This window comes from Cohnella thermotolerans DSM 17683 (assembly GCF_000429825.1).
GTDB classification, from domain to species: Bacteria; Bacillota; Bacilli; order Paenibacillales; family Paenibacillaceae; genus Cohnella; species Cohnella thermotolerans.
Genome location: NZ_AUCP01000054.1, coordinates 17596 through 32443, shown reverse-complemented (window position 1 = coordinate 32443; position 14848 = coordinate 17596). Strand labels below are relative to the sequence as shown.

14 protein-coding genes are annotated in these 14848 nt (G+C 58.8%); all 14 read right to left on the bottom strand.

Annotated features, from left to right (window positions below; genetic code table 11):
• Positions 1-472: 472 nt before the first annotated feature.
• On the bottom strand, positions 473-1417 hold the full coding sequence (locus G485_RS28375) for a copper amine oxidase N-terminal domain-containing protein (RefSeq protein WP_051318203.1): 945 nt from the start codon (positions 1415-1417) through the stop codon (positions 473-475).
• 672 nt (positions 1418-2089) lie between these two features.
• Positions 2090-2794, bottom strand: coding sequence for a BofC C-terminal domain-containing protein (locus G485_RS0111575; RefSeq protein ID WP_035155847.1), 705 nt, complete (start codon positions 2792-2794; stop codon positions 2090-2092).
• A gap of 64 nt (positions 2795-2858) precedes the next feature.
• Positions 2859-4856 carry a LysM peptidoglycan-binding domain-containing protein gene (locus G485_RS30625; protein ID WP_027092695.1) on the bottom strand — a complete coding sequence of 666 codons (1998 nt, stop codon included), beginning with the start codon at positions 4854-4856 and terminating at the stop codon, positions 2859-2861.
• Between the two features lie 244 nt (positions 4857-5100).
• Positions 5101-5982, bottom strand: a complete 882-nt coding sequence (ilvE, locus tag G485_RS0111565; RefSeq protein WP_027092694.1) for a branched-chain-amino-acid transaminase — start codon at positions 5980-5982, stop codon at positions 5101-5103.
• Positions 5983-6003: 21 nt separating this feature from the next.
• Positions 6004-6882, bottom strand: a complete 879-nt coding sequence (gene pheA / locus G485_RS0111560) for a prephenate dehydratase (protein WP_027092693.1) — start codon at positions 6880-6882, stop codon at positions 6004-6006.
• Positions 6879-7913 carry a homoserine kinase gene (gene thrB / locus G485_RS26125; RefSeq protein ID WP_084423263.1) on the bottom strand — a complete coding sequence of 345 codons (1035 nt, stop codon included), beginning with the start codon at positions 7911-7913 and terminating at the stop codon, positions 6879-6881. The genes pheA and thrB overlap by 4 nt, the downstream gene beginning before the upstream one ends.
• Before the next feature lie 10 nt (positions 7914-7923).
• Positions 7924-9210: a homoserine dehydrogenase gene (locus G485_RS0111550; protein WP_027092692.1), complete on the bottom strand. Its 1287-nt coding sequence runs from the start codon at positions 9208-9210 to the stop codon at positions 7924-7926.
• Positions 9211-9307: 97 nt separating this feature from the next.
• On the bottom strand, positions 9308-9745 hold the full coding sequence (locus tag G485_RS0111545; RefSeq protein WP_027092691.1) for an ACT domain-containing protein: 438 nt from the start codon (positions 9743-9745) through the stop codon (positions 9308-9310).
• A 170-nt stretch (positions 9746-9915) separates the two neighbouring features.
• On the bottom strand, positions 9916-11253 hold the full coding sequence (gene obgE / locus G485_RS0111540; RefSeq protein ID WP_027092690.1) for a GTPase ObgE: 1338 nt from the start codon (positions 11251-11253) through the stop codon (positions 9916-9918).
• A 20-nt stretch (positions 11254-11273) separates the two neighbouring features.
• Positions 11274-12041, bottom strand: a complete 768-nt coding sequence (locus tag G485_RS28365; RefSeq protein ID WP_051318200.1) for a Spo0B domain-containing protein — start codon at positions 12039-12041, stop codon at positions 11274-11276.
• Positions 12042-12231: 190 nt separating this feature from the next.
• Complete coding sequence (rpmA, locus tag G485_RS0111530) at positions 12232-12543, bottom strand: 50S ribosomal protein L27 (protein WP_027092689.1); 312 nt, start codon at positions 12541-12543, stop codon at positions 12232-12234.
• 18 nt (positions 12544-12561) lie between these two features.
• A complete protein-coding gene (locus tag G485_RS0111525) occupies positions 12562-12894 on the bottom strand; it encodes a ribosomal-processing cysteine protease Prp (RefSeq protein ID WP_027092688.1) in 333 nt (110 codons plus the stop codon).
• A 14-nt stretch (positions 12895-12908) separates the two neighbouring features.
• Positions 12909-13220 carry a 50S ribosomal protein L21 gene (rplU, locus tag G485_RS0111520; protein WP_027092687.1) on the bottom strand — a complete coding sequence of 104 codons (312 nt, stop codon included), beginning with the start codon at positions 13218-13220 and terminating at the stop codon, positions 12909-12911.
• Between the two features lie 364 nt (positions 13221-13584).
• A complete protein-coding gene (locus G485_RS0111515; protein ID WP_027092686.1) occupies positions 13585-14820 on the bottom strand; it encodes an Rne/Rng family ribonuclease in 1236 nt (411 codons plus the stop codon).
• Positions 14821-14848 lie beyond the last annotated feature (28 nt).

Sequence of the window (14848 nt, the reverse complement as noted above, 5' to 3'; positions counted from 1 at the left end):
CCGGAAATTGTCCCCTGTGAAATGGAATCAATTTCCGAAAAAAACGGGCTATATAGGCGGTAATCACCCTCTCCGCTACTCGATGCCCTAGATTCGTTGAAATACAACTTCGCTTTGGAAGTCTCATTAATGGTATAGACTTTCACATTCGATACCGTGCGGTCCGTAAACGTAAACGAATACGTATAGGAAATGGGAATTGGATTGCCGGTATCGGGAGCCGCGTTCGTCCAACCGCCGTTATCTTTGGGCCATGTTTCATAGCTCATGAAGCCCACCGCAAAACGCTTGGTCGGCGCTTCTGCAGGATCTTTGTACGGCTGAATCGAGGCATTGCCAAAATCCAAGTTGGGAGCAGCCGCCGATGCTGTTGGAACGGCAGGAAAGTCTGAAAGAACAATGCAAACTATCAGTAGGAAATGAAGAACTTGTTTTATTTTGCTCTTCATGAATGCCATTCACCCTCTTCTTCTTAGGAAAGAAAATCCGTTTTGATAAGAAGGGGGTATTTTTCCAAAGCATACATGCCCAAAAAATCAATGTCTTTCAGCCTTAACTTGTCGTAATTCGTCTCTTTATAAACGATCTTGTCCGTTATATCAACCACAGGATTGTACTGGACCCTGATACCATTATGATCTTCACGAATGTTATAATTTTCTGCGCGCATTCTGGTATCTTTGTTTTCTCTAAGAATGTAGAGCGGACGCCCCAACCCATTCGATTCGGTACTAACGAGACGCACGTATTCTTTCCCTTCATTATCGAATGCTCGGTCGATTCGATAGTAAATGTAATTACCAATTTTCAATGGGAAATCCTGTTTTCCAATGACTTTTACTTCTGTTAAAGAATTTCTCGAATCATCCTTCAAAAGCAGGTCATTAAGATCGCCTTTATAAAATTTCAGATATCCCTTAATGTCCTGGGATTCAACGACATCCAGAATGTCCGGTACATCCTTGCTGCCGATCCAAACGTATTGATTTAGCGTGTCCCACTCCACTCTTTCCCCAAGTGCTTCGGAAATAAAGCGCAGCGGAACCAACGTTCTTCCGTTCACGGCGTTCGCCGCAACATCGAGTGCGATCGTCTTGCCGTTGGCTGTTGCCGACTTCGCTCCGATTGTAAGCTTGACGGTACGATCGCCTTTAACGATTGTGATATTCTTTCCAGCGAGGGAAAGCTTGCCCCCCAGCCTATCGGACACAAACCGAAGCGGAACGAGGACACGCCCCTGCTTCTGCATCGGCTTTACATCCGGAAAGGAAACCTTACGGGCGTTGACCAACACTTCAAGGGAAAGTTTAGTACGACTTTGATCAATATATGGATCGATAGTAGCGTAAGAAGGTACCGAAAAACTCATGCCAAGCAAACTCGCCAAAATTAAAACCATCGTAATTTTTTTCAGCATGGAGTATACCTCATTTCGATAAATTTTTAAGAAAGGGCGAAGTCCTTGTTTAACTTTTGGAAGTGAATCTTAGCATATTAGGAACTTAACGAACCTCAGACATCTTATTTAGCTTGCTCAAGCCTATTGGGGAAACTTAACGAACTGAGATACCCTTATTCGCTCGAATCGGAGTCTCACGCCAAGAAAATCCGGCCGATAACGGTTCGTCGGTTCGTTAGCGTTTCGAAAACGCGTTTTTTTAACAAATAGCGTTCGACAGGTTCGTTAGAGTGATCGGCTTCCGCGAGGGATGCAGGCCGGCTGGGACAGCTTCTTTGCCGTCCGAAGACGCCGATTTGCTTGTTGGATTAAACCCCTTGGAATGTAATAACGCTTCCTGCAAACAATCCTACAGCGGCGACAAGCGACAACAGAAGCTTCATTCGTTTCTTCATGAAGAGATCTCCTTTTCTGGAAAATGGATAAAAATGGGAATAACAAAAAAGAAGCACCCGACGTCTTGCCTTTCGTCTGCGGGTGCTTCCTCGCGTTTGATGTTCGGTATACGGTTTTCGTAATTGTATTATAGGATGCTCTGCCAAATTTCGTCAACCCGTTGTCGAAACAAAAAAAGCGCCTCCCCGAATCGGAGGAGACGCCAGCCAGTCAGGCCGCAGTCCGCGCCCGTCTTTATCGCGTCGGCTTCATCACGTCCGTCGCCTTCGGAACGGCGAAGTCGCTGAACGTGGACAGCACGCTGTTGAATTCGTCGCGGTCAGTGACGCGAATGCCTTGCGTCAGTTCGTGCAGCTTTTCCTTGGACAGACTGCTCTCCAAAGACTTGACGTCCAATTGGAAAAACGTCCGTATCACCTTCTCCTTGCGGGGAGGACCGTCGAACAACGACAAATTGCCGACCTGATCGATCGAGATATAAGCGGATTTGCGGCATTCCGGTGATAAATCGTCGACCGCCTCCTCCACGTATACCCGGCCTTTCGTATCAAAGGAAGCGTTCCATTCCCGATGCGCCTTCACCAGGTCCATCGTCTCCGCAGCCGAATGGCGGCCGAGCTGCCTGGTCTCTTCCCCGCACAGGTAGGTGCGGTGCAGGACGACTTCGACGTCCCCTTTCCATTTGGACAAGGCAATCAGCGTCTCGCCCCGCTGCGAATCGTCGGGATCGTATGACACCGGAAGGTTGTCCGACCAGACCGGCAAAGAATCGCCCCTCTGCAGGGCGGATTCGAAGTATCCGTTCATGTAGTGACGCGAGACGAACGTGCCCGAGACGACGGCCCCCACGAACAAGGCCATCCATATGCCTAACGACCAGACCGGCCGACGGTTGCGTTTGATTCGTTTTTTGAGGTCTTTGATCCGTAAACCGAACACCGGAATCCCCTTCTCTGCTTTTTTCCTATTGTTGCCCGGGGATTCCGGCATTATGCGTCATTCGTTACCACTTCACCCACGGCAAGCTGGGCTTGCGCTTCGGCTTGGAGGAGCGGGCGGGCGATTTGGATTTAATCTTGGCTTTGGCGGCGGACTTCTTGGGCGCAGATTCCGCCGAAGCGGAGGCGATTCCGGCATCTTTGCCTCTGGCTTCCGCCGTTTCGCCCGTTTCTCCTTCTTCGTCCCGGCAATCGTCCACGAACGTTCCGAGTCCGGGCAGCGGCGAGATCGGAGCAAAAGGAAACGCTGCCGTGAAATAAGGGTGAGCGCTGTAATGATCGGCACTCGGCTTTTCCACGTTCGCGACAAAGCTGCCCGCTACCTTCGTCTTCTTGCCGTCGCCTACGGGCAATTCGCCGTAGGGAGCCCCACCGTAAGCAGTCGTCCCGTAAGGATAGTTCGCATTGACCTGCCCCGCGCCGTAATAACCGGTTCCATACGGAACGTTCGCCTGGGGCGAGATCGCGGCCGGGGATACCGCCGTCGGTGCGTACGGCGTTGCCGCATAGGGAACCGCTCCGACGTTCGCTCCCGGATAACCCGCGTTGGGATATGCCGCGTTTGGCGCATTTGTGGCGGCCGGAGACACGGCCGTTCCCGGCCAAACCGGGGACCCCGTGCACGTGCTGCAGCCTGGATGAGGCCAAGCGGCGACCGGAGAGACGGCGGTCGGGCTCACGTTGGCAGGCGACGTAAACGGGGCTACGTTGCTGGGATAGTAGCCGCCATACCCGTACCCCGGGTGTTCTCCTCCGTACGTGTGTATGCCGGTCCATCCCCCGCTGCCGTACATCTTCGCCAAATCTTCCGTCGGGAAAACGGGATGCGGACTGTTCTCCGCGGCTTGCGCGTTTTCCGGAATATGGCCGTATTCATGAGTATGGCCGTGGCCGTGAATGTGGTGGTCGTGGCCATGAACGTGATGCCCGTGGCCGGGAACGTGGTGGCCATGAACGTGATGGCCGTGGCCGGGAATGTGGTGGCCATATCCATGAACGTGGTGGCCGTATCCATACGGATGGCCGTACTCATGAACATGACCGTGAACGTGGCCGTATTCATGTCCGATCCCGTGTGCATGGGCGCCGTAATCCTTGAAAGCTTCATTTACGCCATATTCGTGCTTATGCTCGTGAACGGGCTCATTCGCAGGGAAATAGCCGTGTTCATGACCGTATCCATACGGATGGCCGTATTCGTGACCGTAAAAAGGCTGCACGTTTGCGTGTCCGTATTCATGCCCGTACCCGTGGTGCTTAGGCTCCAACTCCGAGCCGAAGCTTTTGTTCTCGACTTCTTTCGCTTCATGCAAGGGGTAATTCTCTTCGGCCTTGGGGCTTACGGCCTCAACGGCCGGAATCTGATACTGCTTGAACAGATCGATATGCTCGTAATGCACGTGAATCGGAGGAAGCGGATGCTTGGCGTGCTCGGGAGCCTTCGCTTCCGGCATCGGCATCGGTTCGGGTTCCGGCTTTAGCTCGGTCTCCGGCTTCACGCCCGTTCCCGGCTTGACGCCCGTGCCCGGCTTGACGCCCGTGCCCGGCTTCACGCCCGTTCCGGGGTGCACCTCCACGTTGGCGTTAACATTGGCATTAACATTGGCGTTAGGCCATTCGCCGAAATGCCCGTCGAGATGATGCCCGTGAGCCGCCCCCGCCGAGTTGTCTCCTCCCGCCGCGATCTTCGGGATGTTGACGATCTCGCCTGTCAGCAGCACGTTCGGGTTTTTCAGCTGCGGATTGGCCTTGATCATCGTCTCAAGCGGAATTCCCCACGCCTTGGACAGCTTCCACAGGGTGTCGCCTTGCTGAACCTTGTGCTGGTGCATAATTTCATACGCGGGCTTGGCAGGCATCGGAATTTTGATTTTCATCCCGACTTCGATCACATCCGGATTGGAAATTTCGGGATTCGCCTGAATCAATTCCTCTAGGGAGACGTTGTACTTCTGGGCGATGCTGTAGAGGCTGTCGCCCTTTTTAACCATATGGATTTTCAATCCGTTCCCTCCTGATCGCTCATGGTTCACGTGCGGGCGAATGCCCTCGCACAATCACTACATCCTATGCAGAACATGGGCAAATGACATCCCTCCGCAAAAAAAAGTGGGAGACAGCCAAGGGAAGAGGAACGGAATGCGGTCTCCAAGTGGCGAAGCGCCGTCTCCCGCCCACGCAAAAAAAGGCCCGCAGCAACCGAACCAGTCGGTTCCCAGCGGGCCTTACGATTAGCGCGGGCGGGCCTTATTCGAACGCCTTCACGCCTTCCACGGTGACGATCTTGCGGAATTCCTGCAGCAGATGCGTCGTGACCGGGCCGGCATGGCCTTCGCCGATAATCCGGCCGTCCACTTCGCGAACGGCGATCACTTCGGCGGCCGTGCCGGTGAAGAACACTTCGTCGGCCGTATACACGTCATGCAGCGTGAACGGCTCTTCCTTCAGCTTGTAGCCGAGCTTGCCGCACAGATCGATGATCGCTCCCCGCGTAATGCCCTCCAGCGCGCCGATGTAGCACGGAGGCGTGTAGACGACGCCTTTTTTGACGATGAAGATGTTGTCGCTGGACCCTTCCGCCACATACCCTTGCGAGTTCAGCATGATCGCTTCGCCCACGCCGGCCAGGTTGGACTGGATTTTGACGAGAATGTTGTTCAGGTAGTTGAGCGACTTGATCTTCGGATTGAGCGCGTCGGGCAGGTTGCGGCGGGGACTGACGGATACGGACCGCAAGCCTTCGCGGTACGCCTCTTCCGGATAAATCGACAGCTCCTCGACGATAATGACGACGAACGCCGCAGGGCAGCGCGTAGGATCGAGACCGAGATTGCCCAGTCCGCGGGACACGACGAGACGGATGTAGCCGTTGCGCATGCCGTTCTTGCGGATCGTCTCCACCAGCGCGTCCTGCATCTCGGCGAACGTAAGCGGAATGTCCAGCAGGATGGACTTGGCGGAGTCGTACAGCCTCTCCAGATGCTCTTTGCAGCGGAAAATGTTCCCGTCGTAAATCCGAATACCCTCGAAAATCCCGTCCCCGTACAAGAAACCGTGATCATATACGGAGATTTTTGCATTTTCCTTGGTGACGAACTCACCGTTCAGATAAATCCATTGCTCCGACATGTTCCCAGACACCTCCGGTATTTATCCCTCGTAGGGAAAGCTCGGGTATGAACCCAATATGCGAACCTGGCAGCCGAGCGCTTCGATCTCCGCGATCGCCGCAGGAAGCAACACCGTATCCAATGACATCTCGATATCGATAAAAAAGTAATAGTTGCCCAGCTTCTTCTTCGTCGGGCGCGATTCGATCCGCGACAGGTTGATCCGTCTCCAGGCGAATGCGGACAGCACCTGATGCAGCGCGCCCGGATAGTCCTCCGGCAGCGTGATGAGGATGCTCGTCTTATGGTGCGAAGCGCCGGCCTTCCCGAAGGGCCTGTTGCCGACCAGCAAAAAGCGGGTGAAGTTGTTGTCGTGATCCGTGACGCTCTCTTCCAGGACGTCCAGGCCGTAATCGGCGGCCGCGGTTTTCGTCCCGATGGCCGCCCAGCCGAGGCCCGGATTGTCGTGAACCGTCCGGATCGCTTCGGCCGTGCTGCTTAGCGTTTCCAATTCGGCATGCGGCAGCCGCGAGCGCAGGAATTCGTAGCACTGGGCCATCGCGACCGGGTGGCTCAGCACTTTCTTGATGCGGCCGGGTTCCCACGCGGAGCTCCCCGCTTCCGCCAGCTCGGAGCGTCGGCCAACCAGATTCTGCACGGCGGGGAACACCCATTCCGCGCGAATCGGCAGATCGACCTCGTGGACGAGCCAGTCCATGTGCAGGCTGACGGAGCCGTCGATCGTGTTCTCGATCGGCACGACGCTCCAGTCGGTGTCGCCGCGGGCCGTGGATTTGAACACGTCGGCGATCATTTTCTGATACTTCAGCTCAACCGGAACGCCTTGGAAAAAGTAGCGCGCCGCCTCGTCGGAGAACGTCCCCTTCGGCAGGAGAGCGGCGGTCGGAAGCTTGCTCATGCGCTCACCTCCGTTCTTCCGGCCGGAAGCAGCAGATGCGGCTCCAGCCCGAAATCCGGATGGGCCGAATCGACGACGGCCGTCTCCGGCCCCTTCGCCCACGGCTTCAGCCAGCTCGTCGTCACCGGGACGCCTTCCGCCGCCATCGCTTCGGCGACGAAGCGCTCCATCCGCGCCCGGTCGGAACCTCCGTCCGCCAGCAGCAGCAGCGTCGGTCCGGCGCCGGACAGCACCGCGCCGAGCGCGCCGTTGTCGGCCGCTTCGCGGAGCACCTTCTCCATGCCGGGGATAAGCGCCGCCCGGTACGGCTGGTGCAGCCGGTCGCGCATGGCGCGGCGCAGCAAATCGAGCCGGCCGGTCGCGAACGCCGCCGTCAGCAGCGAGCTGTTGCTGACGTTGAAGACGGCGTCCCGCATCGAGACGCTCTCCGGCAGCACGTTCCGCGCTTTCTTGGTCGACAGCTCGAACGCCGGAATGACGACGAGCGCCTCCAACTCCGCCGGAGGCTCCAGGCGAACCGCTTCCGCCCGTTCCCCGTCCCAGGCGGCAGCCACGATGCCGCCGAACAGCGACGCCCCGACGTTGTCGGGATGGTTCTCGATCGCGCTCGCCATCTGGAACAGCTCGTCCTGGGTGAGCGGATCGCCGATGAGGGCGTTGGCGGCGACAAGCGCCCCCACGATCGCGGAGGCGCTGCTGCCGAGGCCGCGGGTCAGCGGAATGTCGCTGCGGATGGCGATATGCAGCTCCGGCAGCGCCACGCCCGCGCGTTCGAACACCATCTGCGCCACTTCGTACACGAGGTTCGTCTTGTCGGTCGGAAGACCGTCCATGCCGTCGCCCATCAGCGTAATCGTCGTTCCCTCTTCCGGCGTGGAAGGCCGGAGATCGACCCAAGCGAAGAGGGAGAGGGCCATGCCGAGCGTATCGAAGCCGGGGCCCAGATTGGCCGTGCTGGCCGGCACCTTCGCGACGACCCGGTCGCGCAGGACACCCGGCTTGCGAAGCTCGCTTCTCACGTTCACCATCATGATCCGTTCCTCAGCCTTCCAACCGATAGACGCTCTTGATGGTGCGAATGGCCGCCAGCTCTCCGAACTCGGCCAGTACGTTGGCGAGCGAAGCTTTGCTGGCGCTGTGGGTCGTAATGATCAGTTCGGCTCCGTGCTGATCCGGCGCCGCCGGTTGCATGACCGACTCGATGCTGAGCTCGTGGCGGGAGAACACTTGCGCGATCTGCGCGAGAACGCCGGCGCGGTCTTCCACGTGGAGCAGCAAGAAATATTTGGAGGCGATCTGCTCGTCGGTCTTCAGTTTCTTCTCCTTGTAGGCGAGCGCCGCCTGGCGGCCGTTGACGCCCAGCTTCATGTTTTTGACGACGGCGACGAGGTCGGCGACGACGGAAGTCGCCGTCGGCATCGCGCCCGCGCCGGGGCCGTAGAACATCGTCTCGCCCACCGCCTCGCCGTAGACGTAGACGGCGTTGAACACGCCGCCGACCGAAGCGAGCGGGTGGCTCTTCTTCACCATCGTCGGCTGCACGCTGACGCTGATGTAGTCGTCCTGCCGCTCGGCGATGCCGAGCAGCTTCACTTCGTAGCCGAGGCTTTGCGCGTAGCGGATGTCTTCCTGAGTGACGGCGCTGATTCCTTTGACGTCGACGTCCTCGAGCGCCACGTTGGACCGGAAGCCGAGCGTCGCGAGAATCGTCATTTTGCGGGCCGCGTCAAGGCCTTCCACGTCCGACGTCGGGTCCGCCTCGGCATAGCCGAGCGCTTGCGCTTCCTTGAGCACGTCGGCGTACGCGGCGCCTTCTTGACTCATTTTCGTCAGGATATAGTTCGTCGTGCCGTTCACGATGCCCATGATCTTCGTAATCCTGTCGGACGAGAAGCCTTCGATCAGCGTACGGATAATCGGGATGCCGCCGGCCACGCTCGCTTCGTACAGAACGTCGCAGCCCTTCTCGCTGGCCTTCGCCAAAATTTCCTGCCCGTGCAAGGCCATCAGGTCCTTGTTGGCGGTAACGACGTGCTTGCCGCGGTCCAGCGCTTCCAGAATATATTCCTTCGTCTCGGCGATTCCGCCCATCACTTCGACGATGACGTCGATCTCCGGGTCGCGCACGATCTCCCACGGGTCTTCCGTCAGCTTGGCCGGATCGATCGAGATGCTGCGCGCTTTGGCGCGATCCTTGACCAAAATTTTGGCGATCGAGATCGGCGACCCGACCTGGCTCTGCAAATCCTCCTGATGCCCCTCCACGATACGGACGACGCCCGTACCGACGGTTCCGAGTCCGAACAAACCTACTTTCACCGGCTTCATCTGCTTAGTTCCTCCTCCAGTGTTTCGCAAAGCGAAAAACATGCTTCCCAGCCTTCGGGCGTCAGGCGCGTTGACGAACGGCCTCGCCAGACTTCCCTCAGCTGCGGCCGACGATCGTCGTCCGCTTGACGCCGTCGAGCCGCTTCAAGCCGTCGATCAGCTCGGCCAACGCACCGGCCAGCCCGGACGTATCCAACGTCACGACGACGTTGGCCATTCCCTGAAGCGGAATGGATTGGGAGATCGTCAGCACGTTGCCGCCGCTTGCCGCCAGCGTTCCAAGCACTTTCGACAACACGCCGGAGCGGTGCTCCAGATCCATCGACACCGTGGCGATCCGCTCGCGTCCCGTTTGCTCCAGCGGATAGACGCCGTCCTTGTATTTGTAGAAGGCGCTTCGGCTTAATCCGACCCGCTCCGCCGCTTCGTGGACCGTGGCCGCTTCCCCCCGCCTCAGCAGCTCTTTAGCCTGTTCGGTTTTGAGAATGCCTTCCGGCAGCAGGTCCTCGCGGACGGCGTAGTAGCGCTCCGCCATCTTCCGTCCTCCCAAGAAAGACGAATGTTTGTTTATAGTGGACATTATATCGGATCGGAAGGACGGCGGCAATAGGCTTAGCAACAAAAAAACGGGACGGGCGATCCTGTCGCCTGCTTCGTCCCGTTGTCCAGCCTATCGTATAGCCGCGTCCCCGCGTTCCGGACGCCTTATCGGTCTTCGAACAAGTACTCGTCCGAGCCGCCTTCGAAAAACTCGAACTCGAAATCGCCGATCCGGATCGTGTCGCCGTCCTTGGCCCCGCGCTTGCGAAGCTCCGCGTCGACGCCGATGTTCCGCAGAATCCGGCCGAAGCGCATGACCGCCTCGTACGAAGCGAACTGGGTCCGCTTCAGCAGCTTCTCGATCGATTCGCTCTCGACGACGTACACTTCGTTGTCGCGCGTAATGCGGAAGTCGTGGTCGGAAGGACGCTCCTCCATCCGGTACACGACGCTCTCCTCTTCCTCGTTCGCCGTCTCGTCAACCGTCTCCGCCGGATCGGGCAAGGCGTCCAGCATATCCGCGACCTTGTACAGCAGTTCGCCGATGCCTTGCCGGGTTAGCGAAGAGATCGGCATAATCTCGATGCCGGGCCGGACCGCCTCGACTTTCTCGCGGAAGACCGTCAGATTCGCCTCCGACTCCGGCATATCCATTTTGTTCGCGGCGACGATCTGGGGACGGTCGGCCAGCTTGGCGTTGTACAGCTTCAGCTCTTCGTTGATTTTCACCCAATCGTCGAACGGGTCCCGGCCTTCCATCCCGGACATGTCCACCACATGGATAATGATCCGCGTCCGCTCGACGTGCCGCAAAAATTCGTGCCCGAGCCCGACGCCCGTATGCGCCCCCTCGATGAGGCCCGGCAGGTCGGCCATGACGAAGCTGCGCTCGTCGTCCACCTGGACCATGCCGAGATTCGGCGTCAGCGTCGTGAAGGGGTACGCGCCGATCTTCGGCTGGGCCGCGGAGACGACGGACAGCAGCGTCGACTTGCCGACGCTCGGAAAGCCGACGAGCCCGACGTCCGCCATCACCTTGAGCTCCAGCCTCACCCAGCGCTCCTGACCTTCCTCGCCGTTCTCGGCAATCGCCGGGGCGGTGTTCGCCGGGCTTTTGAACCGCGTGTTGCCCCGGCCGCCACGTCCGCCCTTGGCGATGACGACCTCCTGGCCGTGCCGGGTCAGATCGGCCAGCATCTCGCCCGTATCGTCGTCGTACACGACCGTGCCGGGCGGCACGCGAACGATCAAATCCTCCGCGTTCGCGCCGTGCTGCGACTTGTTCCGGCCCTTCTCGCCGCGGGGCGCCTTGAAATGCTTCTGGTAGCGGAAATCCATCAGCGTGCGCAAGCCCTCGTCGACCCGGAAGACGACGTCGCCGCCATTCCCTCCGTCACCGCCCGCGGGCCCGCCTTCCGGCACGTACAGCTCCCGGCGGAACGCCACGAGCCCGTCGCCGCCGTCGCCGCCTTTTACGTATATTTTCGCTTTGTCCACAAACATGATGAGTTCACTCCGTTCAGCTAATTACACGGCCGGTCCATCCGAGGGAAAACAACGGCGAAGCAGCGCGAGGCTCCGTCTTCCCGGACGGCGCCGCTCTCCTCCGACACTCGTCCGTAGCCGCCCAGCACCCGCTCCAATTCGCTTGCGAGATCGTCCGCTGCCGCAACCTTGCCTGCATATGCCATATCCAGCCGCGCTTCGCCTTCTTCCGAATGGAAGCGCAGCCAGAGGACGTTCTCCTCCTCGCCCTGAGCGGCGAGACGGAAGCGCACGACGTTCACCAAACCGATAACCGCCGAGGTCAAGCGTTCGCCGTCCAACCCCATGCCTTTCACGTTGAAGCCGTCTTCCACCTCGACCTCAAGACGCATCGTATCGCAGGTAGTTCGAAAAGACAGAAGGAAAGCCGCCAGCTTCGGCTCGCCCAGATGGGATATCCGGCTGTCCTGCTCCATTCTCCCCCTTATTCTTTCCACGACGGCGATCGCTTTATCGGGTTTGCCCAATCTTAAGTATCCGTACAAAATTTGCAATTCGTTCATCCAGTCGTGCCGATGATGGCTGAGCGTCTCGACGGCCGAATGCTGCATCAGCTCGAGCAGCCGGGCATACCGCCGCCGTTCGGAGCGGAGCTCCGCGACGACGACCAGAACCGCCGCCGCTGCCGTCCACAAGGCGAACAGCATGGGCGGCCACCATTCCTGTCGCCAGCCAATCATCGCCGCTGCGGGAACAAGAAGCGAGCCCGCGGCCACGATAGCCCGTGCGATCGATTTTCTCGACATGTTCGCGACTTCTCCGTTTCGTTAATAAACCGAATTTGCGGATGGAAGAGAGCGCTTCGCACTGACGGCGATTCCCCCGGGGCGGCGGCAAACTTCGCTGCGCGCGCCGGCCGCGTAAGGGAGAGTCCCCCCCAACAAGCCCAGAACCCCGGCCTCACATGATGGCCGGGGTTCTTAAGGTGATGTCGTATTAGCCTTCAAGAGCAGCCGCAACGGGCGCTTGAGGGGCCGGATACACGCTCACTTTTTTGCGATCGCGTCCCCAGCGTTCGAATTTGACGACGCCTTCGACCAACGCAAACAGCGTGTCGTCCTTGCCGATGCCGACGTTCGTGCCCGGATGGATCTTCGTGCCGCGCTGGCGCACGAGAATCGTGCCGCCGCGAACGGTTTGCCCGTCGGCGCGTTTGACGCCGAGGCGCTTCGATTCGCTGTCGCGTCCGTTCTTCGTGGAGCCTACGCCCTTCTTCGAAGCGAACAACTGAAGATTCAGTTTCAACATGGATGCCAACCTCCTTCGCTACGTTAATCTTTCCTTTATTCTCACGTACTTGCCGTATTCGTCCACGATCGTCTCCAAGGAAGCGACCATCCCTTCCAGCAGCAGCTGGACGCGGTCGTTCTTCGACGGATCTTCGCTCTCCGGAGCGACGGCCGACAGCCAGCCGGATTGCATCTTCGCCTCGGGAACGAGTCCCGTCAGCTTCTCGATCGCATTCACGGCCCCTACCGTCACGGCCGATACGCCGGCGCAGACGATGTCCTTGCCGGGATCGGCGTACATCGCGTGTCCGGATACGGAGAATTGCCGGATCCGACCGTCTTGTCCGCGAACAATCGTTATCGTGACCATCCAGGCTTCGCCTCTTACGCCTTGATGCTCTCGATCGTCACTTTCGTGTACGGTTGACGGTGGCCTTGCTTCTTGCGCTCGTTTTTCTTCGGTTTATACTTGAAAACGATAATTTTCTCGCCTTTGACGTGCTTCTCGACTTTCGCCGTAACGGATGCGCCCGCTACGAGCGGAGCTCCGGATACGAAGCCGTTGTCGCCGGATACGGCCAGAACCTTGTCGAACGTCACGGTGTCGCCTTCGTTAGCGGAGAGCTTCTCCACGAACAGAACGTCGCCCGCTTGGACTTTGTATTGCTTGCCGCCGGTTTCGATAATCGCGTACATGTGTGTGCACCTCCTTGTGTCTAAGACTCGCCTCGTCGGGTGCCGGATGTCGCAGCTTCAGTACCATAACAGCCAGGACAGCGCCGGTCTTCCTTACCCGGGTAAGTGCGGTTGTAGCATGCAATTCCCGAAAGAGCACTTTGCACGCACCATAGAATTCTATCACAACGCAAGCGCGATTACAACCGGAAAATGAGATTTCTGTAGTGGGGGTGCGACTTGTGTCGGTGAAACGGAAGTTGAGGCCTGGAGCTTTCTCCTCTACTTATCTCTCCCGATTCTCAGGGCAGTCCGCGTCTTTTCTCCCGGCGATCCGCCGTCTCTCTCCGCCACCTATCCACGGCCAATCTCCTACCTGTCCCCGCTACCTTATGTAAATCTTCCCCCGCCCCTTGCAAGCGGCGCAAGTCTCGTAAAAGTAGTTCTCGACGTTGGCGCGCACCTTCTTGCGCGTCAGCTCCAGCAAGCCGAGCCTCGTCCAGCCCAGCACCTGGCATTTCGTCCGGTCCCGCTTCATCGTCTGCTCCAGTTGGCCGACGACTTGCTGCCGGTGCTCTTCCTTCTCCATATCGATGAAGTCGATGATGACGATGCCGCCGACGTCCCGAAGCCGGAGCAGGCGGGCGATCTCCCCGGCGGCTTCCAGGTTCGTCCGGAACACCGTCTCTTCGAGGTCGACCGTCCCCGTATACTTGCCCGTGTTGACGTCGATCACGGTCAGCGCCTCGGTCTGGTCCCAGACGAGATAGCCGCCGCTTTTCAGCCATATTCGGGGCTGGAACGCTATATCCAGTTGCTCGTTGATGCCGAATTTATCGAACAGCGGCTCTGCTTCCCTGTACAGCCGAATGCGGCTTTCCAGCGCGGGCGCCGTCTGGCGCAAATAGGCGGACGCTTCCCGGTAGGCCGTCTCGTCGTCGATGACGAGCTCTTCGGTGTCCGGCGTGAACACGTCCCGGACCATCCGCTGGACGAGGCCGAAGTCGCGGTGCAGCTCCTCCGGAGCGCCCGCCCGCCGGCCCCGCGCCACAATATCGGCCCAAACGCCGCGCAGCGCCTTCAGATCTTCGGCCAGCGCATCCGCGCTCTCTCCCTCCGCGTTGGTCCGCAGAATGACGCCTTCGCCCGGTTTGCGCAGCTGCTCGGCCAAAGTTTTGAGCCGCGTCCGTTCGTGGTCGTGCTCGATCTTCTTCGAGACGCCGATATAGTCCGCGCCAGGCATATAAACGAGCCAGCGGCCGGGGAGCGAGTAGTGGGTCGTCACCCGCGCGCCCTTTCCGCCCAGCGGTTCTTTCATCACTTGAACGATCAGTTCGTCCCCCGGCTTCAGCAGCTCGGTAATGGAAGGCTTGTCCTTGGGCTGCTTGTCGAGGTGCGGATGAAGCGCATCGTCCACGTAAAGAAACGCGTTCTTGGGCAGACCGATGTCGACGAACGCCGCCTGCATGCCGGGCAGCACGTTCACGACGAGGCCCTTGTACAGGTTGCCGACGATCGACGTGCCTTCGGACCGTTCCACGCCGAACTCCGTTAACCTTCCGTCTTCCAGGAGGGCCGAATAGGTGGCGTTGCGCGTGCAGTGTACGAACAGCTGCTTCATGGCGACCTCCCGCTTTCGAATCCTTTTC

What these genes read in the sequence shown, in the direction of transcription:
- thrB (WP_084423263.1), bottom strand. Translation starts at nt 7,913, where the DNA reads ATGATGGTGAACGTGAGAAGCGAGCTTCGCAAGCCGGGTGTCCTGCGC.
- G485_RS0111525 (WP_027092688.1), bottom strand. Translation starts at nt 12,894, where the DNA reads ATGGTCACGATAACGATTGTTCGCGGACAAGACGGTCGGATCCGGCAA.
- rplU (WP_027092687.1), bottom strand. Translation starts at nt 13,220, where the DNA reads ATGTACGCGATTATCGAAACCGGCGGCAAGCAATACAAAGTCCAAGCG.
- G485_RS28375 (WP_051318203.1), bottom strand. Translation starts at nt 1,417, where the DNA reads ATGCTGAAAAAAATTACGATGGTTTTAATTTTGGCGAGTTTGCTTGGC.
- pheA (WP_027092693.1), bottom strand. Translation starts at nt 6,882, where the DNA reads ATGAGCAAGCTTCCGACCGCCGCTCTCCTGCCGAAGGGGACGTTCTCC.
- obgE (WP_027092690.1), bottom strand. Translation starts at nt 11,253, where the DNA reads ATGTTTGTGGACAAAGCGAAAATATACGTAAAAGGCGGCGACGGCGGC.
- ilvE (WP_027092694.1), bottom strand. Translation starts at nt 5,982, where the DNA reads ATGTCGGAGCAATGGATTTATCTGAACGGTGAGTTCGTCACCAAGGAA.
- G485_RS0111545 (WP_027092691.1), bottom strand. Translation starts at nt 9,745, where the DNA reads ATGGCGGAGCGCTACTACGCCGTCCGCGAGGACCTGCTGCCGGAAGGC.
- G485_RS0111515 (WP_027092686.1), bottom strand. Translation starts at nt 14,820, where the DNA reads ATGAAGCAGCTGTTCGTACACTGCACGCGCAACGCCACCTATTCGGCC.
- G485_RS0111550 (WP_027092692.1), bottom strand. Translation starts at nt 9,210, where the DNA reads ATGAAGCCGGTGAAAGTAGGTTTGTTCGGACTCGGAACCGTCGGTACG.
- G485_RS28365 (WP_051318200.1), bottom strand. Translation starts at nt 12,041, where the DNA reads ATGTCGAGAAAATCGATCGCACGGGCTATCGTGGCCGCGGGCTCGCTT.
- rpmA (WP_027092689.1), bottom strand. Translation starts at nt 12,543, where the DNA reads ATGTTGAAACTGAATCTTCAGTTGTTCGCTTCGAAGAAGGGCGTAGGC.